Genomic DNA, 22510 nt, shown 5'->3' with positions numbered 1-22510 from the left:
CTTCCTAATAGAGATGATTCTATTTGTATTGTTAGGAGGGGCATTATGAAAACTTGGGTTTGCACCGTATGTGGCTGGATTTACGATGAAGAAAAGGGCGATCCGGATTACGATTTGGCTCCCGGCGTACCGTTTGAAGAGCTTCCGGATGATTTTGTCTGCCCGCTCTGTGGTGTCGGCAAGGAGGACTTTGAAGAGCAGTCCTGATGTGATAGTTTTTAGTGGATTTTGCATACTGTTGACGGGAAAGAGACCCTATTTAGAAAGGGGTCTCTTTTGTTGTCTGACTACTTATTAGCAGGTCTTAAAAATATAATCTTAATTTATGATAAAATAAAAAAACTAAAGGAAAAAGATTGATTTTTACAACCGACTTTGTTATAATTTACACGTAATGAATCATAAGTGTGATTCATGATAAAAGGCATTCCGAAAGCGGTTTCTGTTATGGTAAATGGACAGGCCGTTTTCAAATTATAAGGAGGCAATTTATTATGAAAGTAACAGTTGTTGGTGCAGGTAATGTAGGTGCTACCGTCGCAAATGTTCTCGCAGTCAAGAATTTCTGCAGCGAGGTTATGCTCGTGGATATCAAAAAAGGATTTGCCGAAGGCAAAGCTATGGATATCATGCAGACGGCTCATATGCTGAACTTTGATTCGACGGTCGTTGGTGTAACGGCTGAAATCGGGGATGAGAACGGCTATGCTCCGACGGCTGGTTCTGATGTAGTTGTCATCACTTCCGGCATGCCGCGTAAACCGGGTATGACTCGTGAAGAGCTTATCGGTGTCAACGCTAAAATCGTTAAGAGCGTTGTTGACCAGGCTGTTAAATATTCTCCGAATGCCATCTTCATCATCATTTCCAACCCGATGGATACGATGACGTTCCTGACGCTCAAAGATTCCAAACTGCCGCGCAACCGCGTTATTGGCCAGGGCGGTATGCTTGACAGCAGCCGTTTCCGTTATTTCCTGTCCAAGGCTCTGCAGGAAGCAGGCTATCCGGCTACGCCGACGGACATCGATGGCATGGTTATCGGTGGCCACAGCGATAAGACGATGGTCCCGCTTACGAGCATTGCTACGTATCGCGGCATTCCGGTCACGAACTTCCTGTCCAAAGAGCAGCTCGATGACGCTGTTGCTCAGACGAAAGTTGGCGGCGCTACGCTGACGGGTCTGCTGGGTACTTCCGCTTGGTATGCTCCGGGTGCTGCTGCCGCTGCCATGGTTGAGGCTATCGCTCTTGACTCCAAGAAGCTCATGCCGTGCTGTGTATACCTCGATGGCGAGTATGGCGAGAAAGACCTCTGCATTGGTGTTCCGGTTGTCCTCGGCAAAAACGGTATGGAGAAGATTGTCGAGTACAAACTCGAGGGCGATGAGAAAGCTAAGTTCGATGAGAGCGTAGCTGCTGCCCGCAACACTAATTCCAAACTTGGTGACGCTTTGAAATAAGCGCTGTTTTGCTAATTTGCCATAGCAGTGATATAAGAAAGACCTGTGCAAGGATTGCACAGGTCTTTTTTTTGAAAAAATAGGTCAAAAGACTTAATTTTTAGTGATAAGTTGACGATATATAAATTGTAGAGTAATATTGACTGCATTAGCAGAAATACACCGAGGAGGTGTTTGCTATGGTAGACCGCGTTGCGCGGGTATCCGCTTTGAAACCTGTTGAGTCAGGAATTGGAAAGTTTTTCGAACGCAAGGAAGGGTATGAGGACAATCCAAAGAACAAGAAGCAGTTCGCGGAAATACTCAACCACGAAATAGAAAAGGAAGCGCGTCCGGAAAATGAAGCAGGGCCGGGAGTACCGAATGCCTATCGATTGGAGTTGAGGGCTCGGCCAACACAGTCACTGTTCTATCAGAACGAGGTAGATTTGAGTAAAGCAGAAGGGAAGATACACGACGCTGGATGACGAGAAGTATATGAGACTGGCGCTGGAAGAAGCGCAGTTAGCCTATGACGACGAAGAAGTGCCTATCGGTGCCGTTCTTGTGGATGAGAACGGCACCGTTGTGGCGCGTGGGCATAACATGAGGGAAAAATGGCATGATGCTACGGCTCATGCCGAGCTCATTGCCATCCAACAGGCTTGTAAAGACTTGGGGCGATGGCGGTTATCGGGGTTGACCCTCTACGTGACGATTGAGCCATGTCCGATGTGTGCCGGGGCCATTGTTATGAGCCGGGTGGACCGCGTGGTCTATGGCAGTACGGATGCCAAGGCCGGTGCGTGCGAATCGGTGTTTAATATCCCTGGAAATCCGACGCTTAATCATCGTCCGGAGATTACCGCGGGCGTTTTGCAACAGGAATGTGCCGATATTATGAAACGGTTCTTCAAAATGCGCCGTCAGCAGCGCAAGGCAGCAAAACAAAAGCCTTCCCCTGTGGAGAAGGTGGCAGACGAAGTCTGACGGATGAGACAAATCTATCTCATCCGCCCCTGACGGGGCACCTTCCCGAGTGGGAAGGCTATTTTTTTAGCTGTATGGTTTATATATCCCAGTGCAGTTTTTCCGGGTTCGGCGTTGCTTTATCGACTTCGCTGAGAATCCACGAAGCGTTGTCATGCGTAGCGGCAAAGGCTTTTTCGAGTCCTGCTTCGTAGGCAGCCGGAATTTCCATGGAGTGGATGGCCATGTGCATGTAGTCCTTGGCCACCAGCGTAACGCCGCGTTCGGCGGAAAGCTGGGCTTTGAAGCGGTAGCCATAGTACAGATAGCTGTTGTGGTCTACCGGGATATCCTTGTAGAAGTCGATGCGTTCATCGGCTTCGGCTTCGGCTTCCTTGGTCATGCCCATGGCGTGGAGCAGGTTCCAGCGGTCGGCCCAAAGTTCCCCGCGCAGGATGTACTTGTAGAGGAAGTCCGTAGACTCTGCCAGTTCAATGGCCTGATTGATGTGGTTGAGGGCGTCGTCGTTTTTCTTTTCATCGCGCTCGATTATGCTGAGACGCTGAAGGGCATATACTTTTTCCTCGACGTCTTCCGAGTTCTCCTCATCGATTTCGGCTTCGACGACACTGTGGAAGAGTTCTAATGCCTCTTCGGTCTTGTCAATGCCTTCCATGGCGAGAAAATGCGCCAGACGGGCACGCGCATGCCAGTTGTCCATGCCGCCTACAAAGAGCGAATGAGGCGGTTTGGCCGGAGTTTCCATTACGAAGTGGACTAATTTATGAAATTCATCTTGTGTCATGAATAATCCTCCTATATCATGATATAATGACATTATTATATCATGAATTTCGCGACAGGGTAGGGGGCTTTTGGGTGCGTTTTAAGGCATTTTTCTTGAAAGTATGGGCCAGGATGCAACAGACGGTAGAGCTGTGTCCCGGATTGATACTGGGGCTTTTTTGCTTGAATTTCTTTACGATTGCCTGGCAGAATATCCATATGTATAAGACACAGCAATTGACGGTATTGGCAATTGACGCGATATTTTTGCTGGCTGGGGTTATGCTGCTAGTCATTGGTATCGGCATGATTCCCTATCAGCGGCTGCGGCAGGGGCTCATTCGTGCGCTGCTGGTGGTATCCGTACTCCTCGGCGCTTTGGAATGTTTTTCTATCTACAATTATCAAGCCCTTGTCGGTGCGGGAATTGTTACGGCACTTTTACAGACGAATTTCCATGAGGCCGGCGAATTTTTGCGGATGTATGTTGGGGGGAAGGGGCTGGCCGGCGGTCTGTCATTGGCAGTCGCTTTCGCAGCAGTTTACCGCTATGGCCATCAGCCGCGAATTACCTTTACGACCCGTCATACCCGGAGCCGGCTGCTTCCGGCTTTTTTGCTCGTTGGACTTGGCGCGGGGATTTGCCTTTGGCAGCAGTACCATTCCTTTGTAATCAATGATTCGCTGGATATTCCCGCGGTTCGTGTGGGGCGGGCCGTGGACACATCCGTGCGGAATATCCAGGCCTTTGAGGAACTCAAGCAGCAGGCGGCGGCCGATGTGGAAATCACGGAAAACAACAGCGACGTTCCATATGTCGTGTTTATCCTCGGTGAATCCACCAACCGCGATCGGCTGCATCTTTACGGTTATCCGCTTGACAATACGCCGAATTTCGACGAGCTGAACCGGAAAGGGGAGCTGGCAGTATTTCGCGATACCATCAGCCCGCAGGGCGCTACGGTGGCAGTGCTGCGGGAACTCTTTACGTTCCATGATGTTGAATCCGATAAGGAATGGTATCAATACAACAATCTCGTCGATGTCATGAAGGCTGCTGGCTATAAGACGTACTGGCTTTCCAATCAGGAAAGTTCGGGCATCTGGGGAAACGTGGCGCAGCTCTTTGCGGGCCGAAGTGATGTAAAGCGTTTTACCCAGCTGCGCGAGTCGCATGAAGATGGCGGCCGGCTCGATGAGGAACTCTTTCCGCTGGTGGATGAGGCCTTGCAGCAGCCAGCCGGAAAGAATTTTTATGTACTCCATCTCATGGGCGGCCACGGTCTTTATTATATGCGTTTCCCTTATATATTCACGAAGTTTACGAAGGATGACATCCCCGCACCGCAAAATGAATTGTCCGAAGAAAAGCGCACGGAAATTGCCCAGTATGAAAATGCCATGTTTTATAACGATTTTGTGGTAAGTTCGCTGCTGGGGAAGTTCCAGGACAAGGAAGCCATTGTCATCTATCTGCCGGACCACGGCGAGACGATTTATGATAATGGCAGCAATTTCGCTGGTCATGTGGAAGAAAATCCGAATCATCAGCAGCTCGAAGTTCCACTAATATTCTGGGCATCGCCGAAATACAGGGAAAAGCATCCGCAAAAATGGCAGGCCATTTGCGCGGCCGTCAATCGGCCCTACATGACCGATGATATGATTCATACGATTATGGACCTCATCGGGATAAAGACGCCAGAGTATCGGCCGGAAAAAAGTGTGATAAATCCGAAATTCGATGCAGCCCGCAAGCGCATGGTACGCGGCAGGAATTATGATACGGAAATGAAATAGTTAAAGATGGATGACCTGTTTCATCTGGAAAGCAGCCGGTGAATCATGGGTAATCAACAGCAGCGTCCGCTGCTGTTCGTCGAGCTCGGACAGGAGCCCGGTGAGCAGTGCGGAGGCTGTTTTTTTGTCGAGTCCGGCTGTTGGTTCGTCGAGAATCAGCAGTTCGCCAGGCTTGGCCAAGGCAAGGGCTGTGAGCAAACGGCTGCGCTGGCCGCCAGAGAGGTTTTGGGCGTCGGCGGCAAGGCTGGTGTCAAGTCCGGCGGGCTGCTCGTCCAGCCAGCCGGACAGCTGAGAAATTTGCAGGCAGTGAAGAATGGCTGCGTCGGATATTCCGGGGATAAGACGCTGGAAGTTGTCGCGAATTGTCCCCGTAAAGAGAAAGGCGTTTTGAAGATTGGCCGAAATTTGACCGGTCAACTGTATAGAGCCACTATCGATGGGCCAAAAGCCGCAGATAAGCCCCGCCAGTGTTGTCTTGCCGGAACCGCTGTCGCCGACAAGGGCCGTGTGCTGTCCGCGCATGATGTGAAATGAAAGGCCGTGAAGGATGGGAATCTTTGGATGATAGCCAAATGTCAGCTGCTCGACCGTCAGCAGGGAATTTGACCTGTCAGAATGCGAAATGTTTTTGGTTGGGGACTGGGGGCGAGGTTGTACCAGAATCGATTGTGCGGCCTGCCGGCTTTGGTAAATGCTGCGGGCGGCCGCTGTGAGCGGCTGCAATTCTTGAAGCTCTGCCAGCAGTATCATCAGCCAGACCGAGAGGTCAATGAAGTTCAGGGAAGAATCAATCAGTACGCTTTGGGCTAGGCTTGCCAAAAGCAGGCTAAAGACGAGGGCATCAAGCAGTTGGAGCAGCAAATCGCAGCGGTAATTGCGGGCAGATTCCTGCTGCTGCTGTTCTTTTAAGGTGTTTGCCTGCTGGTCTAACTGTGGAAGGAAGGCAGGCCAGCTGCCAGCAGCACAGAGTTCGTCGCGTCCGTTAATCGAATCGTCCAGCAGGGTCCGGTAGGTGCCAGCTGATTGTATTGGTTCCAATGATGTCCAATAGGGAAGCAGAAGGTGCAGGAGAAAGAGCGGGATAAGAAGCAGGGCAATTTTTCCTGCTACTGGATAGAGTCCTGTGATGATGGCGATGAGCAGCAGCAGGTTTATGACAGGCGGCAGCAGGCCGCGCACATAAAAATCCCGCAGAGTGCTGCATCCCGACGTCAATGCCTGCAGCCAATGTCCTTGGGCGGTCCTGCCCTCGCGTAGGGGGATGGCGGCTGCCGCCTGGTCGTAGAGAAATAATTGAAGTTTGGTAAAACTGTGGAAAGCCAGCTTATGGGATAAATAGCGTTCCAAGTAGCGGAAGACGGCCCGGCCAATACCAAAAGCGCGGACGGCGGTGATGGCAAGCGTAAGAGCAGCAAGCGGCGGATGAAGGGCGGCAGAGGAGATAAGCCAGGCGGCAGCTCCCATAAGGCCAATCGCAGAGCCAGCGGCCGCCAGCGCAGCCAGAAGGGAAGAAAGTAGTACAGCAGGCCGTGGCAGTTTTAGCAGCGTTTTTAGAAAAATTTGAGTGGCAATCATGCGGGCTCACCTCCTGGCGCTAGTTCTACGATGGTATCAGCAATGGCCTTGACCGCCGGACGATGGGAGACCAGAATAATTGTCCGATGACGGGAAAAGGCGGTAATGGCACGCAGGACGTTTGCTTCGAGTGTTTCGTCCATGCCTGCAGTTGGCTCATCGAGCAGGGTGATGGGACGGTTCTGGAGCAGTGCCCGTGCAAGGCCGAGGCGTTTGCGCTGCCCTTCGGAAAGCGGAAGCCCGCCTGCGCCTAAGTGTGTGTCAAGTCCGTGGGGCAGGGAAAAATACCAAGTTTCCAGTGAGGCAAGCCGCAGTGCCTGTGCGATGCGTTCGTCCGGGACAGGCTGAAAGAGGGCTATGTTGTTGCGGAGACTGGCGGAAAAGAGATAAGGATCCTGCGGAACATAGGCAATGAGTTTTTGCCGGCTGGATTCTGCCATGGTAGCCAGTGGCTGATTGTTGAGGGTTATTGTGCCGGAATCCGGCTGGCAGAGTCCGGCAAGGAGTTTTAGCAGCGTGGTTTTTCCGCTACCACTGGAACCTGTGAGTAAGGTGATTTTGTCAGCGGGAATGGTCAGCGTCAACTGCTCGATGACTGGTGTGCTGGTACCTGGATAGCTATAGCTTAACGTGTCGAGATTTATAGCGGGAGGAATCTGGAGCTGCTGATTATGCCCCGTGGGCGAATCCTGACCGGCATCGCCCAGGAAGTCCTGTAATTTTTGCCAGGCGGTATGCGCGTCCATAATGGTGTGGAAGGCAAGGCCGCCCTGCCGCAGGGGGTCGTAGAATTTGGGGGCCAGCAGCAGGAGAAAAAAAGCAGTGGAAAAGGCAAGGCTGTCCGCGAGCAGCCGCAGGCCAGTGCTGACTGCAATGATGGCAATGGATAAGGTGGTGATTAATTCCAGGGCAAAGGAACTGACAAAGGCAAGCTGCAGAACGGCCAAGGAGGCTGTGGCAAAGGCATGGCTTAAGGCGGCGAGTCGTTCCCGCTGGCGGTTTTCCTGGCCGAACAGTTTTAGCATGGCCATGCCGCGCAGTAATTCGTGAAAGCCGCTGGTCAATGCTTCCAGGTGGTGCCATTCCCGTTCGCTGGCTTTCTTTGTTGCCTGTCCGATGAGATAGAGTAAAAACGGGGCAATGGGCAGGGTGAGGGCAAACAGGGCAGCGGTGATCGGGTCGATGAGGAGTATGGCCGTGAGCAGCAGCGGTATGCGCAGGCATAAAGCCAGCAGTATGGGAAAGAATTTGGTAACAAGGTTATCCAGCGCGTCAACCGTTTCAACAGCCAGCAGCGAATAATCGCGGACAGAGGCTGGTTGGTTGGGGAGCTGCTGATGGATGAGCAGACGGTATTTTTCACGCAGTAGGGCGGATAGTTTTTTTAGGTTTAACTGCTGCTGATAACTCAACCAGGCGCGCAGGCAAAGCATAAGAAACAGCGCCAGCAGAACTGGCGCCGTTTCGGCTATGTGGCTATAATCTTGCTGGCAGAAATGGTTCAAAAGCCCGGCAAAATCCTTGGCAATGGCTAGAATGAGCAGGCTGCCGCTGAGTTCATAGGCGGCCAAAAGCGCCAGGGATTTTCTGGGCAGAGAGATGAGTTGTTGAAATAGTTGGCTAGTCATAATTTATTACCTGTAATACGGGATTTAATGGGTCTCTTCGCAATCCTTGGGGGAAATCCGCTGGCGGAAAATCCAATAGGTCCAGCCCTGGTAAATCAGTACGATGGGCACCAGAACCGCAGCTGCCATTGTCATGATACCAAGGGTGTATGGAGTGGAGGCGGCATTATGAATGGTGAGGCTCCAGGCCGGATTGAGGCTCGAGACCATGAGCCGCGGAAAGAGACCGGCAAAGAAGGCCAGCGTGGTGGCGACAATCGTAAGGGAACTTAGAATAAAGCTGCTTTGGTAATGCGCGCGAAACATTTGCCGGTATCCAAGAATGAAGAAGACTCCGGCGGCTAGTAAGGCGGTCCCACCAATACAACTCTGGAATAAATCGGTTTTTATCAGGGTCATCAGCAGGCAGAAAACAAAGGCGATAATGGCAAAGGCCCCCGCGCGTTGAGCCCATTGCTGGGCTTTTTTGATAAGGCCGATATTGGTCAGACGCTGGGTAAGGAACGCCGCGCCATGGACGAGGAATACCAGCAGGAAGGTGAGGCCGCCGACGATGCTGTATGGCGTCAAAAGATCCAGAAAACCGCCCGTGTAAATCATTTTCTCATTGATGGGCAGGCCTTGGATGAGGTCCGTGACGGCAACGCCCCAGAGAAATGCCGGAACGGCACTGCCAAAGCAAATAGCTCCGTCCCAAAAGCGGCGCCAACAGATGCTTGGATGGCGCCCGCGCAGCTCGAAGGCAACTCCGCGCAGGATGAGGGCGACGAGCATCAGGAAAAGTGCTAGATAAAAGGTGGAAAACATCGTGGCATAGACATGAGGGAAGGCGGCAAAAAGAGCACCACCGGCAGTAATCATCCAGACTTCATTGCCATCCCATACGGGAGCGATAGTGCGCAGCACTTGCGTGCGTTCGTCATCATTGGGACTTATGAAGGGCAACAGCGTCCCCACGCCGTAATCGAATCCCTCCAGGAAGAAGAAGCCGGTAAAGAGTACGGCAATCAGTATGAACCAGATAACATTGAGCTCCATTATAAATCCCTCCCTTCGTCGGGAATCGTGGTATTTTTGATATGGCGGAACGCGATGTAAAGTGCTGCCAGAATGAGCAGCAAATAAAGGACCGTAAAGCCAATGAGCGTCAGCCATACCGAACAAGCCGTGAGATTTGGCGAGATGGCTTCGGCCGTGCGCTGAAGTCCGACGACAATCCATGGCTGCCGGCCGGCTTCGGTGATGAACCAGCCGGTAGAGTTAGCCAAAAATGGCAGCGGCAGCAGGAATGGAAGAATTTTTAGCAGCAGCGGGAAGGACAGGATACGTCCTTTCCAAGAAAGCAATGCCGTTCCCAGGGCCAGCAATAGCATAAAGCCGCCAGCACCGACCATGATGCGGAAACTCCAGAATAAGGCTGGAACATCCGGACGATAGTCACCAGGGCCGTATTTTGTCTGATATTCTTTTTGAATCGCATTGATGCCGCGGACTTCTCCGCTGGGCTTATTGTAGAGCATAAAGGAAAAAACGCCGGGAACAGCGATTTCTGCATCGTTGCGGGATTTTTCCATGTTGACATCGGCCGCGATGGCAAAGGGGGCCGGGTCAGCCGTTTCCCAAAGCGCTTCGATGGAGGAAAGTTTCATGGGATTGGCGGTGGCAAGATATTGCGTGTGCATGTGGCCGCTGCCCATGACGCCCAGCAGGCCGATCGCCATGAAGATGGCACCGCCTTTTAGCGACTGGGTGAAGGCATAACGGGAAGCTTCATCGTGAAGCAGTTTCCAGGCGGATATTGCCAGCACGACAAAACCGCCGGTGCTGATGCCTGCAAAGAGTGCATGCGAATATTCTCCGCAGACGTAGGGATTGGTGACCAGGGCCAGAAAATCCGTCATGACGGCGCGGCCGTTTTCAATGGCAAAGCCAGCCGGATGCTGCATGAAGCTGTTGGCAACGAGAATCCAGAAGGCGGAAAGGTTGCTGCCAATCGCTACAATCCAGATGCAGGCACAGTGCAGTTTCTCGGACAGCTTATTCCAGCCGAATACCCAGATGCCCAGGAAGGTGGATTCCAGGAAAAAGGCGGTAAGGGCTTCGAGGGCAAGTGGTGCCCCAAAGATATCTCCCATGAACCGAGAGTATTCGGACCAGTTCATGCCGAAGTGAAATTCCTGCACGATACCGGTGACCACGCCCAGGGCGAAGTTAATGAGGAAGATGGTGCCAAAGAAGCGCACTAAGCGTTTGCTGGCAGCTTTCCAATGCGGCCGTTTCGTCATGACGAAGCAGGTTTCGAGCAGTGCTACGAAAATCGAAAGGCCAAGGGTTATGGGGACGAAAAGAAAATGATACGTGGTTGTGATGGCAAATTGCCATCGGGATAAGAGCAAAGCATCCATGAATTCTTCCCTCCTTTGCCGGGATTAAAAATGAAAAGAAATGACTTCGATTTCTTTTATTATATGTCAGAATATTAAGAACTGCAATAAAATAAAATAGACCTTCCCGAAAAAGGAAGGTCTATGAGTCAGGCGCGCAAAGAATTAAAGAGAATCATCAGCGAAGCGCAAAGTTGACCGGTCAAGGCGGCAGCTGGCGGCAGAAATGGACCGCCAAAAGTTTTGACAAGTCCCATTGCCGGTGGCAGCAGGAGCAGCCAGAAGAGCAGAGCCACAATACGGTTTTGCTGGACGATATCCATGACCTTGTGACTGAGCTTTGACAAGTGGAGGAAATCGCTGAGGTTGTTGTTTTCCAAAACGATTGAACTGTTTTCGGGCAGGTCGATGTCGTGGGCGGCATCACCGGTTTTTTCCGGCAGCGGTCCTAAATGGATGCGCAGGTCGGCCTCGGCCATAGCTGCTTCATCGCGGACACCGTTGCCAATCATTGCTACGGTGCAGCCGTGGGTTTGCAGCAGTTTTATTTCGCGGGCTTTGCCCTGGTCTGTGAGTTCGGAACGGGCCGTATCGATGCCGGCCTGTTTACTGATGGCATTGGCCGTCCGCCGGCTGTCACCGGACAACATGACGATCTGGATACCCTGCTGCTGCAATTGGGTGAAGGCGTCCGTCGTTTCCTTCGGGATATTGTCATCCAAAACAATGATGCCACGGCAGTACTTTCCGTTGGCAACAAATACTGTGGATTGGCCACGCTGCGCAATCTGGTCGGCACGGGTCAGAAGGTCAGCGGTGATGTCAACGCCCTCTTCGAGCAGCCACTCGGCCTTGCCGACGCGGACAGGCATGCGGTTGATTAGTGCTTCCATGCCGCAGCCCGGGATTTCATTGGATGCGGATAGCGGCTGCATGCGGGCCTGCCGGGCAATAGCCGCCTGATAGATAGCCTGTCCAAAGGGATGTTTGGCTTCGCGCTCGGCGGAGGCGGCCAGCCCTAACAGTGTTCCCTGGCTCAAGCCGGCAGGAACAAGACCGGCAACGTATGGTTTGCCTTCGGTGACAATGCCTCCCTTGGATACGGCCAGGGCATTGATTTTATCCAGTGTAGCCAGCACCTCGGGCGATTCAAGTCTGATGTTTGCTTTACTGGCCTTGGCAGCGCCGCGGGCAAGGGGCAGTGATTGGGCCAGCCAAAGGGGGAGCGGCAGTCCGGCAATCACGATGGCAAGAAAGATATTGCTGGCAGTTTCTTTTGATTCACCAGCGGATAACCAGTAGGCACTCATGGCAATAGCCAACAAAACGGCAAGAACGGTAAAATAACCGATTGATGTTTGTTTTTTCATGCGATTTACCTCGATTTCGCAGTATTCTAATCCTATTATCCTGCAAAACGTGGAAATGTGCAACAGAATCCATGGAAACACTTGAACCCGTGGTCAAATATTGCTATCCTATTATAGATAATGATTGCGAAAGGATGTGTCGATGGTGATTACGGTTGATGGAAATGCGAAGATAAACCTGACCCTTGATATCCTCGGTACGCGGCCGGATGGTTATCATGAGGTAGCCATGGTCATGCAGGCAATTTCCCTCCATGACACGATTGAGATGGAAAAGACGGATGGCGACATCACGTTGTCTATCAATGTTCCCTGGCTGCGGGCGGACGAGAAAAATCTGGCCTGGCGGGCAGCTAAACTCATAAAGGACGAATACGGCCTGCAGGGCGGTGTTGCGATGAAGCTCGTAAAGCGGATTCCGGTGGCTGCTGGCCTGGCCGGTGGCAGCACGGACGCAGCGGCGGTATTGCGCGGCATGAATGAACTCTACGCGTTGAATCTTTCCGATGAAACACTTTGTGAGTTGGGGGCTCGTCTCGGTTCGGATATTCCGTTTTGCCTGATGGGCGGCACGATGCTGTCCACGGGGCGTGGGGAAGTCCTCAAGCGCCTGCCGGATATGCCGGCTACCTGGGTGGTTCTGGCCAAACCGCGCATTTCGGTTTCGACCGCATGGGCATATACGAATTACGATGAGCACGGTGCGGAAAAGCATCCGGATAACGAGCGGATCCAGCAGGAAATTGCCCGCGGCGACCGAAAAGCCGTAGCTGGATTGTTGTGCAATGTGCTCGAAAGTGTTACTATTAATAAGTATGATGTAATTTCTGAATACAAGCAGATGATGATGGAGCAGGGGGCGCTGGCCAGCATGATGTCCGGCAGTGGTCCGACTGTCTTCGGCTTGGCAGAAAGCAAAGCATCCGCTGAGAAAATAGCCGCATTCCTGCGGGAAAACACCGACGCCAATGTGTTTGTGACGCGTACGGTGGGTATGACAAAAAAATCCTAACAGTATCAAAACCAGAATTGAGGGAATCGTAAATGGACAACAGATTAGCTCCCATTAAGCTTGACAGCTATCAGCCGCTGCGTGAGGTTGTATGTGAATCCCTGCGTGAGGCAATTCGCACGGGGATTTTGAAACCCGGTGAGCGCATTATGGAGATACAGCTTGCCGAGGAATTAGGGGTAAGCCGTACGCCGGTGCGTGAGGCCATCCGCAAGCTGGAATTGGAGGGCTATGTAGTCATGATGCCGCGCCGCGGTACTTATGTGGCTAACATGTCTATCCGTGACATCAATGAAATCTTTGAGATTCGTACCGCCTTGGAATCCCTTTCAAACGGGTTGGCGGCCGATCATATCACGGACGAGGAGCTGGAGCATTTGCAGCGCCTGCTCGTCATGATTGGTGGTTATATCAAAGAAGGAAACATGGAAAAGATTGTCGAGACGGATATTGAGTTCCATGACACCATGTACCATGCGGCCCGCAATAACCGTTTGGTCGGGATTATCTCGAACCTTCGCGACCAGCTGACTCGTTTCCGCACGCTCTCAATGTCTTATCCGGGCCGGTTGGAAGCAACCCTTGAGGAGCATCGCCTGATTGTTGAAGCTATCGCCCAGGGCGACCGTAAAGCTGCCAGCAAGGCGGCCGAGCGTCATATGGAAAATTCCGAAAAGACCCTGCTTCAGGCTATGGATGCGATGAAGAAAAAGAACGAGTCCAAGGCCAAATCGAAAAAGAAAAAAGCTGAGGCATAAACCTCAAAGCATAAAGGAGTATTTTCAACATGTCTGATTTAGTAACAGTTATCCTGGCTGCCGGTAAGGGCACCCGCATGAAATCTAAATTGCCGAAAGTCCTGCACAAGGCTGCCGGTAAGTCCATGGTACAGCATGTCATCGATGCGGCAAAAGCTGCCGGTGCTAAGCGCAACATCGTGGTAACGGGCTTCGGCGGCGAGATGGTCCGCGAGGCTATCGGTGACCAGGCTGAGTTCGCCGAGCAGAAAGAGCAGCTCGGTACGGGACATGCCGTTATGCAGACGGCAGAGCTTTTGAAAGATGAGACGGGAACGGTCATGGTTCTCTGCGGAGATACGCCGCTTCTGACTGGTGACTTGTTAAAGAAACTCTTTGATGCGCATATTGAAGCCAAGGCCAAAGCAACGGTATTGACGGCTATCATGCCGGATGCTACGGGGTATGGCCGCATTATCCGCATGGCGGACGGTTCGGTGCAGAAAATCGTCGAGCATAAGGATGCTACGGAAGAAGAGCGTCAGGTCAAGGAAGTAAACTCGGGTATCTATTGCTTTGATGCTAAGGCACTGTTTGAGTCCCTGAAGAAAGTCACGAACGACAATGCACAGGGCGAGTACTATCTGCCGGATGTGCTGGAAATCCTGCAGAAACAGGGCGAGAAGATCTGGGCAGTGGCTGCCGATGATTACGAGTCGACGCTCGGCATCAACTCCCGCCAGCAGCTGGCTGGTGCAGAAAAAATCCTGCGCCGCCGCAAGAACGAAGAGCTCATGGCTGAGGGCGTAACGCTGATGGACCCGGATACGACTTATGTCGATGCTGATGTCAAAGTTGGCCGCGATACGGTCATCTACCCGATGACCTGGCTCGAGGGCAATACGGTAATCGGAGAAGAATGTGAAATCGGACCGAGCATCCGTTTCCAGAATGTCAAAGCAGGCAACCATGTGACGGGCCAGTTTACCTATGCCCATGACTGCGAATTGGAAGATGGTGTCATTCTTGGCCAGTTCACGCATATCCGTCCGGATACCCATCTGGCAGAAGGCGTCAAAATCGGCAACTTCGTTGAGGTCAAGAATTCTACGGTTGGCAAAGGTTCCAAGCTGCCGCATCTTTCCTATATCGGCGATACGGACATGGGCTCGGGCTGCAACATGGGCTGCGGTACAATTACGGTCAACTATGACGGCAAAACGAAATTCCGCACGAAAATCGGCAACGATGCTTTCATTGGCTGTAACTCGAATCTCGTTGCACCGGTTGAGGTTGAAGATGGTGCCTATGTAGGGGCAGGCTCCACCATTACCAAGAAGGTTCCTAGTAACACGTTGGCTATCGCCCGTGCACGCCAGACGAATATCGAGGGCTGGAAAGACAAGCGCAACAGCTAAGCGAATTTTTAATAAATTTTTAAAAACAAAGTAAAAGCTTTATGTTATTTTGGTACAAACAGTGCTATACTGTTGTATAAAGGGTGACTTTGCTCACTCAGGAGAAGAAACTACTAGTAAAATGATTTGGAGGATTTTTACAAAATGGCTTTAGACACTGGAAACTTATGCATCCTTACCGGTAACGCAAATCCGGAACTGGCAAAAGAAATCGCTGATCACATCGGCGTCAATCTCTGCGATGCATATGTCGGTCATTTCAACAACGGTGAGACGCAGGTCATGATTAGCGAAAGCATTCGTGGCAAGGACATCTTCATCATTCAGCCGACTTCTTATCCGGTCAACGACAACCTGATGGAACTTCTGATTATGGCAGATGCCTGCAAACGTGCTTCCGCACACAGCGTTACGGCGGTAGTACCGTATTATGCTTATGCACGTCAGGATCGTAAGACTCGCGGCCGTGAGCCGATTTCGGCTAAACTCGTCGCTAATCTCATGGTTACGGCAGGTGTTACCCGCGTCGTTACGGTTGACCTCCATGCTGGTCAGATTCAGGGCTTCTTTGATATCCCGGTTGACCATCTGGCTGCTGCTCCGGTTATTGCCAACTACTTCCGTGAGCAGAAACTTGAGGATGTTGTCGTTGTATCCCCGGACCTCGGTGGTGTTACGCGTGCCCGCATCCTGGCTGACCATCTCCATGCGCCGATTGCCATCATCGAGAAACGCCGTCCGAAACCGGGCTGCGCTGAGGTCATGAACCTTATCGGCGATGTCGAGGGCAAGACGGCTATCATCATCGACGATATCGTTGATACGGCTGGTTCCCTTTGCGAGGGGGCTAAAGCACTCGAGAAACGCGGTGCAAAACGCATTTTCGCTTCGTGCTCCCATGCAATCCTCAGTGATCCGGCAGTTTCCCGTATCAATGAGTCTCCGATTGAGAAGCTCGTTATCACCAACACGATTCCGGTACCGCCGGAGAAAAAATCCGAAAAAATCGTTTCGCTGTCCCTGGCCGATGCTCTCGGCGATGTCATCATGCGCATCCAGAGCCATCGTTCGGTCAGCCAGCTGTTCCGTTAATTCGCTGGATTGACAATACAAGCAGTCTGTTCCTTTGGGAGCAGGCTGCTTTTGTGCATAAGTTACAGAAAAGCGGATTTGGGTGAGGTATAATAATGGTACGGATTATCGAAGAGGAGGAATTGATTTGGATAAAGCGCAAACGGTTACGGACCTTTTTATCGAACACTTTAGTTTTTGGCCTCATCTGACTGCGCAGGAAAAGGAACTTATCAATACGCATAGCCGTATTGTCCGCTATAAAAAGGGAACCCAGGTCCATCAGGGACCATTGGACTGCATTGGCGTGCTGCTGGTAAAACATGGTCAGCTGCGTGTCTACACTATGTCTGAAGACGGACGTGAAGTGACCCTCTACCGCCTGTTCCCCGATGATGTGGGAATACTGTCGGCATCTTGTGTATTTGATGCCGTGACGTTTGACGTCTACATCGATGCGGCGGAGGATACGGAAGTGCTGCTGACGGACTCGGCAGCCTTTCGCAAGCTGGCGGATGACAATATCTATGTGCGCTGCTATGGCTACGAGATGGCTTCGAACCGGTTGTCGGAGATGCTTTGGAAGATGCAGCAGGTGTTGTTCCTGTCGGCGGATCGGCGGCTCGCGATTTTCCTATTGGAGGAAAGCAGCAAAAAGAACAGTTTGGAAATTCATTTGACCCATGAGGAAATAGCCCGTTTTATGGGAACCGCCCGGGAAGTGGTCAGCCGTTTGGTGAAATACTTCAGCCAGGAAGGCTGGGTCAAGACATCGCGGGGCTGTATTTCCCTGACAAATTATGAGGCTTTGAAGGAATTAGCCGGCTGATAACGAAATTAACGTTGAGAAACAATGGTAGTATGGTTTCTCAGCGTTTTTTTATGCAAAAGGCGTATTATGGCAACGAGACTTAAAATAGCAAACAAAATACATGGTATCAGGATAGCAGCAGAAGGGGGAGGAGCTTATGGGACTCATAAAAGCAGCAGCCGGTGCAGTGGGCGGCGTTTTGGCTGACCAGTGGAAGGAATTTTTCTATTGTGACAGTTTGACTGCTGATACGTTAGCGGTCAAAGGACAGAAGCGCACCAGTGCTCGCAGTTCGAATACCAGTGGTGAGGACAATATCATTTCTAATGGCTCGGCTATTGCCGTCAACGAAGGGCAGTGCATGCTAATCGTCGAGCAGGGCAAAGTGGTGGATATCTGCGCCGAGCCAGGCGAATACATTTATGACAAGTCAACGGAACCGTCAATCTTTGGCGGCAATCTGCGTGAGGACATCAAAGCGGTGTTTGAGCGGATAGGAAAGCGTTTTACCTATGGCGGCGATACGGGCAAGGACCAGCGGGTATACTATATCAACACCAAGGAAATCATGGGCAATAAGTACGGAACGCCGAGTCCGATTCCCTTCCGGGTGGTCGACCAGAATATTGGTCTGGATGTGGATATCTCCATCCGGTGCTTTGGGGAATACAGCTACCGGCTCACGAATCCGATTCTCTTCTACACGAATGTCTGTGGCAACATCGAGGAACGCTATGACCGCAGTGAAATCGATGGCCAGTTGAAGACGGAGCTAATGACTGCTTTGCAGCCGGCTTTTGCCAAGATTTCTGCTATGGGAATCCGTTATAGTGCGCTGCCGGGACATACCCAGGAAATTGCGGATGCCTTAAATGATGTATTGAGTGCGAAGTGGGGAGAACTTCGCGGCATTGATGTGATATCGTTTGGTGTCAGCAACGTCAGTGCCAGCGAAGAGGACCAGCAGTTCATCAAGGAGATTCAGCGCAATGCTGCCTTCCGGAATCCCAATATGGCAGCCGCACATCTGGTGGGGGCACAGGCAGAGGCAATGCAGGCTGCCGCAGCCAATGAGGGCGGCATGGGCGCTGCGTTAGGCTTTATGGGGATGAATATGGCCGGTCAGGCAGGCGGCATGAATGCAGGCAATTTGTATGCTATGGGAAACGCCCAGGCAGTACCAGCTGCTGCTCCAGCTGGTCAGCCGCCAGCTGCGGGCAATTGGACTTGTGCCTGCGGCGCGGTAAATGACGGCAAGTTTTGTTCAGAATGTGGCAAGCAGAAGCCTGAGGCAGTTGGTGCCTGGGATTGCAGCTGCGGCCATAAGGGTAATACGGGCAAATTCTGTTCGGAGTGCGGTGCGCCAAGGCCGGTTGGACCATGGACTTGTGCCTGTGGTGCCGTAAATGATGGCAAGTTCTGCTCGAACTGTGGGAAACCACGCCCGTAATGTGAGAGGGGGGAACGTCAATGGCAGAGAGCTCGGTAAGTTATAAATGCCCCAATTGCAGTGCCCCGCTTACCTTTCGTCCTGGTCATGCGAAAGTGACCTGTGAGTATTGCGGCAATGAATTTGACGTAAAGACCATCGAGGAACTGTTTAAGCGTCAGGAAGAGCGGGCCGCCAAGGAAGCGGCCGCCCAGCAGGCGAAATGGGCGACGGAACAGGCCGGTTCGGAATGGGCGGCAGATGAAGCGGCGGCGTTGCACGTTTGTACTTGTTCTTCGTGCGGGGCGGAAGTCGTTACCGATAATAATACTATGGCTACAGAATGTTGTTATTGTGGCAATCCCACAATGATACCGAAAAATTTTGCAGGCATGCTAAAGCCGGACTACATCATTCCGTTCAAAAAGACAAAGGAAGATGCTGTGGCGGCGCTGAAAGATTTTTATAAGGGGAAAATCCTGCTGCCATCGGCATTTACGGCCAACAATCGCGTGGAGTCCATTCAACCGATGTATGTGCCGTTCTGGCTCTTTGATTCTTCGGTTTCAGCCCATGCCAATTTCCGGGCCACCAAGTCGGTCGTCTATGATGACGGGGATGAAACCGTCACGGAAACATCGCATTTTGCCTGTGAGCGCGGTGGGCGCATGGCGTTTAATCATATCCCTGTGGATGGAAGCCAAAAGATGGATAACGACTATATGGAAAGTATCGAACCCTTTGACTATCAGGAGCTCGTTCCGTTCAGTACGGCGTATTTGACCGGCTATTTGGCCGACCGTTACGATGAGGATGCCGAAACTTCGGCACCGCGGGCGGATAAACGCGTAGAACACAGTGTCCTGGGTGTTCTGGAGGACAGCGTCCGGGGTTATGATTCGGTAAATCTTGAGGATTCGGCCATCATTAAGGAAAAAAGCGGAGTCTCCTATGGCATGGTACCAGTGTGGATACTGACAACCCGTTATAAGGACCAGCCCTATACCTTTATGATGAATGGGCAGACTGGCAAGATGGTTGGCAGTCTGCCCGCTGACGGAACGAAAGAGATTTTGTATCCGGCGGTGGTATTTCTGCTTACCTTGCCCGTTCTCTACTATCTCGCGAAATATATCGTGGTGTAAGGAGGGGGCAAAATGATTCGGAAAAAATTACTGGTTTGGCTGCTTGTACTCCTGGTAGTGGTCATAGGATGGACCGTCTTTCCGGCAGCGGGTTTTGCCAATGTACCTCAGACTGATGCCGTACCCAGCGTGGTAGATTCTGCTGGCCTGCTTACAGATCAGCAGAAAAAAACTTTGCTTGCCAGAATCCAGGAAGTGGAGCAGGAACACGGTGTCCGCATTGGCATAGTGACGATGAAATCCCTTAAGGGGAAAGAACCCAAAGCGGCCGCCGATGAAATTGTGCTTCGGGATTATGCGAACGGGACGCATGGGGGGATGGTACTGCTTTTGGTAATGTCATCACGCGACCGGTATGTATCGACGGACAGTCACATGCGTAAGATAATTACCGATGAGGAAGGCTTCCCCTATCTGAGTGACCAATTCCTGCCAGATTTGAAAGATGGAAATTATGCCGATGCTTTTATGGCGTATGTAAATACGGCCGATATGATGCTCACTTACTATGAGACCGAGGGAGAGCCTTACGACCCCATCGTGGAGTTTAGTCTGCTTTCCCTAGTTATCGCCATTTGTTTGGCGGGGCTTATCGCCGCTCTGGCGTGGAGCATCCTTATGGGCCAGCTAAACAATGTGCAGCCGGCAGTATCTGCCGATGATTACCTGCAGCGCGACAGCATTCAACTGGATGAAAGTAAGGATACATTCCTTTACATGAATGTGACCCGGGTTAAAAAAGCCAAAAAACGGGACAGCTCCTCCTCTGGCAGCAGCAGTTGCGGCGGAGGCGGAGGAAAGTTCTAAATAATACGCATTACCACAGTAAATAGTTGTTGGTAATGCGCATTTTTATGGGTAGAGAACTCAATTCATGAGGACTTTACAATGATTTTGTCGAATTATGAAAAAGAATAGATGAAGTGCCTGAAGTTTATATCAGTAAAACGGGAGGACTCTCAGTGCTGTTCCTGAAATAGTGTAATCAACCAGTTGATATACAAAATAATTTACATTGTATTATATAGGTGGGTGAAGATGAATGAGTATATATATGGAATTGGAAATACCAAATGAATGGGGGTTGTATTTGTATGATATATTAAAAGGAATAAGAGAAGATAATAATTTGCGTTGGATAATTAACTCCAGTGAAATACTGACAAAAGAGAAAGATGATTTCCCTGAATTGTTAGATAATAACGCTTATGAAAATGCTACGCTTTTTAATACTATCAATGAGGTATGCTACGTAATAAGCTTGGATATGCATGCATTGGGGGATGACGGAAGCGAAGATATGCATGTGAGAATTTCAGATTCATTTTATGTTGAAATATGGATATATGAAAATGCTATTTGGGATAAATTTAAAAATAATGATGTAATATCGAATTATGTAAAGAGGTATGGAGAAGAAGCAAAATAGTGAAAAGCTGTATCTTTTGTCAGATCGTAAATGATTGCATACGAAAAAAGGCTCCTGTACATGCGGAAATGTGCAGGAGCCGCTTTGGGCATGCAATTTTTTACTGAATCAATTCAGTAACTTTTTCTTTGGGAATCAGGCCGACGGATTCGTTTACTTTCTGTCCGTCCTTGAAAACTACGAGCATGGGGATGCTCATGACGTCAAACTGGGCTGCCAGTTCCTGTTCTTCGTCTACGTTTATCTTGCCGACTTTGATGTCGGGGTGTTCGTCGGCGACTTGGTCGACAATGGGGGACAGCATACGGCAGGGGCCGCACCAGCTGGCCCAAAAGTCAATCAGGACGGTTCCCTTGGCACTAAGCACTTCGGTCTGGAAATTGTCTTTGGTGATGGTAATGGCACTCATGATAGCCCTCCTTATATATTGGAAATGTATTACTGATTTGGATAGCTTGATTATAGCAGGTGCATAAGGGGGATTCCGTGATTCGCTCACACAAATGGAGTACAGAGGATAAAAGTATAGAGATTTCAGCAGAAAGTCATGCACAAGGCGCTTGGGCTGTGCTATAATGGGACTTGCTTTGAAATTTTGCAACAGGATATGTTTAGGAGGAAGCGTTACAGTGGATTTGAGCATAATGGATTTGTTAAAGACCATCATTCTCGGTGTGGTTGAGGGCCTGACGGAATGGCTGCCGGTTTCTAGTACGGGCCATATGATTCTCGTGGATGAGTTTATCAAGCTGGATGTTAGTCAGGCGTTTATGGATATGTTCCTGGTGGTCATCCAGCTGGGAGCCATTCTGGCAGTTGTAGCACTTAATTTTGAGAAGCTCAATCCCTGGTCCGCGTGGAAGACGAGACAAGAGAAGAAGGATACGTTCAGCCTTTGGAAGAAGGTTATTCTGGCCTGTGTTCCGGCGGCGGTTATCGGTCTCTTGTTTAATGACTACATGGAAAAGCACTTTATGACGGCGCCGGTGGTAGCGGCAACGCTTATCTTCTATGGTATCATGTTTATTCTGGTGGAGAATTACAACAAGCATCGCCGCCCGCGCATCAGCGATTTGGCTCGTCTGGACTATAAGACAGCCTTTATCATTGGTATGTTTCAGGTATTGTCGCTGATTCCGGGAACCAGCCGTTCCGGCTCTACGATTCTCGGTGGTATTATCTTCGGCACGAGCCGTTATGTGGCCGCAGAGTTTACGTTCTTCCTGGCCATCCCCGTTATGTTTGGAGCGAGCCTGCTGAAAATCGTGAAGTTTGGTTTGAATTTCAGTGGTTCGGAACTCGTCATTCTGCTGGTAGGTATGATTACGGCGTTTGTTGTCTCGATTTTGTCTATCAAATTCCTGATGGGATATATCAAGACAAATGATTTTAAAGCTTTCGGCTGGTACCGCATCGTTCTCGGTATCGTGGTTATCGCGTATCTGTTTATGATTGGCGACCCGACAGCGAATAATTGATAGAGTAGAATCCCGCTTTGAGCCTG

22 protein-coding genes are annotated in these 22510 nt (G+C 50.9%); 15 read left to right on the top strand and 7 right to left on the bottom strand.

All coding sequences use genetic code 11. From position 1 onward, the window contains the following. Window positions 1–45: 45 nt before the first annotated feature. The 4 genes from rd (at window position 46) to tadA (ending at window position 2432) form a co-directional block, all read left to right on the top strand. Complete coding sequence (gene rd / locus FZ040_RS07745) at window positions 46–207, top strand: rubredoxin (protein WP_033171277.1); 162 nt, start codon at window positions 46–48, stop codon at window positions 205–207. A 287-nt stretch (window positions 208–494) separates the two neighbouring features. Next, window positions 495–1463 (top strand): malate dehydrogenase, encoded by a 969-nt coding sequence (locus tag FZ040_RS07740; protein WP_033171278.1) that lies wholly within the window; start codon window positions 495–497, stop codon window positions 1461–1463. 179 nt (window positions 1464–1642) lie between these two features. Beyond that, window positions 1643–1930, top strand: coding sequence for a hypothetical protein (locus FZ040_RS07735; protein ID WP_149171459.1), 288 nt, complete (start codon window positions 1643–1645; stop codon window positions 1928–1930). A 10-nt stretch (window positions 1931–1940) separates the two neighbouring features. Beyond that, window positions 1941–2432, top strand: coding sequence for a tRNA adenosine(34) deaminase TadA (gene tadA / locus FZ040_RS07730; RefSeq protein ID WP_255448804.1), 492 nt, complete (start codon window positions 1941–1943; stop codon window positions 2430–2432). Window positions 2433–2511: 79 nt separating this feature from the next. Here the strand turns inward: tadA and FZ040_RS07725 are convergent, their stop codons facing one another. Further along, window positions 2512–3216, bottom strand: coding sequence for a tetratricopeptide repeat protein (locus tag FZ040_RS07725; protein WP_149171457.1), 705 nt, complete (start codon window positions 3214–3216; stop codon window positions 2512–2514). A gap of 74 nt (window positions 3217–3290) precedes the next feature. Here FZ040_RS07725 and FZ040_RS07720 point away from each other — a divergent pair, with 74 nt between their 5' ends. Next, complete coding sequence (locus tag FZ040_RS07720) at window positions 3291–4997, top strand: phosphoethanolamine transferase family protein (protein WP_255448802.1); 1707 nt, start codon at window positions 3291–3293, stop codon at window positions 4995–4997. On the opposite strand, the gene FZ040_RS07715 is transcribed toward FZ040_RS07720, so the two are convergent. The 5 genes from FZ040_RS07715 to FZ040_RS07695 form a co-directional block, all read right to left on the bottom strand. Next, entirely contained in the window at window positions 4998–6572 is a 1575-nt protein-coding gene (locus FZ040_RS07715) for an amino acid ABC transporter ATP-binding/permease protein (RefSeq protein ID WP_149171455.1), read from the bottom strand. After that, complete coding sequence (gene cydD, locus FZ040_RS07710; RefSeq protein WP_149171454.1) at window positions 6569–8200, bottom strand: thiol reductant ABC exporter subunit CydD; 1632 nt, start codon at window positions 8198–8200, stop codon at window positions 6569–6571. The genes FZ040_RS07715 and cydD overlap by 4 nt, the downstream gene beginning before the upstream one ends. A gap of 24 nt (window positions 8201–8224) precedes the next feature. Continuing rightward, a complete protein-coding gene (gene cydB / locus FZ040_RS07705) occupies window positions 8225–9238 on the bottom strand; it encodes a cytochrome d ubiquinol oxidase subunit II (RefSeq protein WP_149171453.1) in 1014 nt (337 codons plus the stop codon). Beyond that, entirely contained in the window at window positions 9238–10605 is a 1368-nt protein-coding gene (locus FZ040_RS07700; protein ID WP_149171452.1) for a cytochrome ubiquinol oxidase subunit I, read from the bottom strand. The genes cydB and FZ040_RS07700 overlap by 1 nt, the downstream gene beginning before the upstream one ends. A 128-nt stretch (window positions 10606–10733) precedes the next feature. Next, window positions 10734–11954 (bottom strand): HAD-IC family P-type ATPase, encoded by a 1221-nt coding sequence (locus FZ040_RS07695; RefSeq protein WP_149171451.1) that lies wholly within the window; start codon window positions 11952–11954, stop codon window positions 10734–10736. Between the two features lie 145 nt (window positions 11955–12099). On the opposite strand from FZ040_RS07695, the gene ispE reads away from it, so the two are divergent. From ispE to FZ040_RS07650, 9 genes are all read left to right on the top strand, one after another. After that, window positions 12100–12966, top strand: coding sequence for a 4-(cytidine 5'-diphospho)-2-C-methyl-D-erythritol kinase (gene ispE / locus FZ040_RS07690; protein ID WP_187620286.1), 867 nt, complete (start codon window positions 12100–12102; stop codon window positions 12964–12966). 32 nt (window positions 12967–12998) lie between these two features. Next, window positions 12999–13724 (top strand): GntR family transcriptional regulator, encoded by a 726-nt coding sequence (locus FZ040_RS07685; RefSeq protein WP_149171449.1) that lies wholly within the window; start codon window positions 12999–13001, stop codon window positions 13722–13724. A gap of 29 nt (window positions 13725–13753) precedes the next feature. Beyond that, complete coding sequence (gene glmU, locus FZ040_RS07680; protein WP_149171448.1) at window positions 13754–15121, top strand: bifunctional UDP-N-acetylglucosamine diphosphorylase/glucosamine-1-phosphate N-acetyltransferase GlmU; 1368 nt, start codon at window positions 13754–13756, stop codon at window positions 15119–15121. Window positions 15122–15265: 144 nt separating this feature from the next. Next, window positions 15266–16213: a ribose-phosphate diphosphokinase gene (locus FZ040_RS07675; protein WP_074513560.1), complete on the top strand. Its 948-nt coding sequence runs from the start codon at window positions 15266–15268 to the stop codon at window positions 16211–16213. A gap of 127 nt (window positions 16214–16340) precedes the next feature. Continuing rightward, the gene (locus FZ040_RS07670) at window positions 16341–17021 is read left to right on the top strand and encodes a Crp/Fnr family transcriptional regulator (protein ID WP_255448801.1); all 681 of its coding nucleotides are present in this window, start codon (window positions 16341–16343) and stop codon (window positions 17019–17021) included. A 139-nt stretch (window positions 17022–17160) separates the two neighbouring features. Further along, window positions 17161–18453, top strand: coding sequence for an SPFH domain-containing protein (locus tag FZ040_RS07665; RefSeq protein WP_149171447.1), 1293 nt, complete (start codon window positions 17161–17163; stop codon window positions 18451–18453). Window positions 18454–18473: 20 nt separating this feature from the next. Then, entirely contained in the window at window positions 18474–19577 is a 1104-nt protein-coding gene (locus FZ040_RS07660; RefSeq protein WP_149171446.1) for a TFIIB-type zinc ribbon-containing protein, read from the top strand. Window positions 19578–19589: 12 nt separating this feature from the next. Further along, entirely contained in the window at window positions 19590–20384 is a 795-nt protein-coding gene (locus FZ040_RS07655; protein WP_149171445.1) for a TPM domain-containing protein, read from the top strand. Between the two features lie 247 nt (window positions 20385–20631). Beyond that, a complete protein-coding gene (locus FZ040_RS07650) occupies window positions 20632–21006 on the top strand; it encodes a DUF2691 family protein (RefSeq protein ID WP_149171444.1) in 375 nt (124 codons plus the stop codon). Window positions 21007–21106: 100 nt separating this feature from the next. On the opposite strand, the gene trxA is transcribed toward FZ040_RS07650, so the two are convergent. Then, the gene (gene trxA, locus FZ040_RS07645; protein ID WP_149171443.1) at window positions 21107–21415 is read right to left on the bottom strand and encodes a thioredoxin; all 309 of its coding nucleotides are present in this window, start codon (window positions 21413–21415) and stop codon (window positions 21107–21109) included. Window positions 21416–21650: 235 nt separating this feature from the next. Here trxA and FZ040_RS07640 point away from each other — a divergent pair, with 235 nt between their 5' ends. Then, window positions 21651–22484: an undecaprenyl-diphosphate phosphatase gene (locus FZ040_RS07640; protein ID WP_149171554.1), complete on the top strand. Its 834-nt coding sequence runs from the start codon at window positions 21651–21653 to the stop codon at window positions 22482–22484. Window positions 22485–22510: the final 26 nt, after the last annotated feature.

This window comes from Pseudoselenomonas ruminis (assembly GCF_008271295.1).
GTDB lineage: Bacteria > Bacillota > Negativicutes > Selenomonadales > Selenomonadaceae > Selenomonas_A > Selenomonas_A ruminis.
The sequence above is the reverse complement of the archived record's forward strand: the minus strand, read 5'-3'. Positions and strand labels throughout refer to the sequence as shown.

Excerpts from the sequence above, each read along its gene's own strand:
- rd (WP_033171277.1), top strand. The coding sequence starts at position 46 with ATGAAAACTTGGGTTTGCACCGTATGTGGCTGGATTTACGATGAAGAA.
- FZ040_RS07740 (WP_033171278.1), top strand. The coding sequence starts at position 495 with ATGAAAGTAACAGTTGTTGGTGCAGGTAATGTAGGTGCTACCGTCGCA.
- FZ040_RS07735 (WP_149171459.1), top strand. The coding sequence starts at position 1,643 with ATGGTAGACCGCGTTGCGCGGGTATCCGCTTTGAAACCTGTTGAGTCA.
- tadA (WP_255448804.1), top strand. The coding sequence starts at position 1,941 with ATGAGACTGGCGCTGGAAGAAGCGCAGTTAGCCTATGACGACGAAGAA.
- FZ040_RS07725 (WP_149171457.1), bottom strand. The coding sequence starts at position 3,216 with ATGACACAAGATGAATTTCATAAATTAGTCCACTTCGTAATGGAAACT.
- FZ040_RS07715 (WP_149171455.1), bottom strand. The coding sequence starts at position 6,572 with ATGATTGCCACTCAAATTTTTCTAAAAACGCTGCTAAAACTGCCACGG.
- cydD (WP_149171454.1), bottom strand. The coding sequence starts at position 8,200 with ATGACTAGCCAACTATTTCAACAACTCATCTCTCTGCCCAGAAAATCC.
- cydB (WP_149171453.1), bottom strand. The coding sequence starts at position 9,238 with ATGGAGCTCAATGTTATCTGGTTCATACTGATTGCCGTACTCTTTACC.
- FZ040_RS07700 (WP_149171452.1), bottom strand. The coding sequence starts at position 10,605 with ATGGATGCTTTGCTCTTATCCCGATGGCAATTTGCCATCACAACCACG.
- FZ040_RS07695 (WP_149171451.1), bottom strand. The coding sequence starts at position 11,954 with ATGAAAAAACAAACATCAATCGGTTATTTTACCGTTCTTGCCGTTTTG.
- FZ040_RS07685 (WP_149171449.1), top strand. The coding sequence starts at position 12,999 with ATGGACAACAGATTAGCTCCCATTAAGCTTGACAGCTATCAGCCGCTG.
- glmU (WP_149171448.1), top strand. The coding sequence starts at position 13,754 with ATGTCTGATTTAGTAACAGTTATCCTGGCTGCCGGTAAGGGCACCCGC.
- FZ040_RS07675 (WP_074513560.1), top strand. The coding sequence starts at position 15,266 with ATGGCTTTAGACACTGGAAACTTATGCATCCTTACCGGTAACGCAAAT.
- FZ040_RS07665 (WP_149171447.1), top strand. The coding sequence starts at position 17,161 with ATGGGACTCATAAAAGCAGCAGCCGGTGCAGTGGGCGGCGTTTTGGCT.
- FZ040_RS07660 (WP_149171446.1), top strand. The coding sequence starts at position 18,474 with ATGGCAGAGAGCTCGGTAAGTTATAAATGCCCCAATTGCAGTGCCCCG.
- FZ040_RS07655 (WP_149171445.1), top strand. The coding sequence starts at position 19,590 with ATGATTCGGAAAAAATTACTGGTTTGGCTGCTTGTACTCCTGGTAGTG.
- FZ040_RS07650 (WP_149171444.1), top strand. The coding sequence starts at position 20,632 with ATGGAATTGGAAATACCAAATGAATGGGGGTTGTATTTGTATGATATA.
- trxA (WP_149171443.1), bottom strand. The coding sequence starts at position 21,415 with ATGAGTGCCATTACCATCACCAAAGACAATTTCCAGACCGAAGTGCTT.
- FZ040_RS07640 (WP_149171554.1), top strand. The coding sequence starts at position 21,651 with ATGGATTTGTTAAAGACCATCATTCTCGGTGTGGTTGAGGGCCTGACG.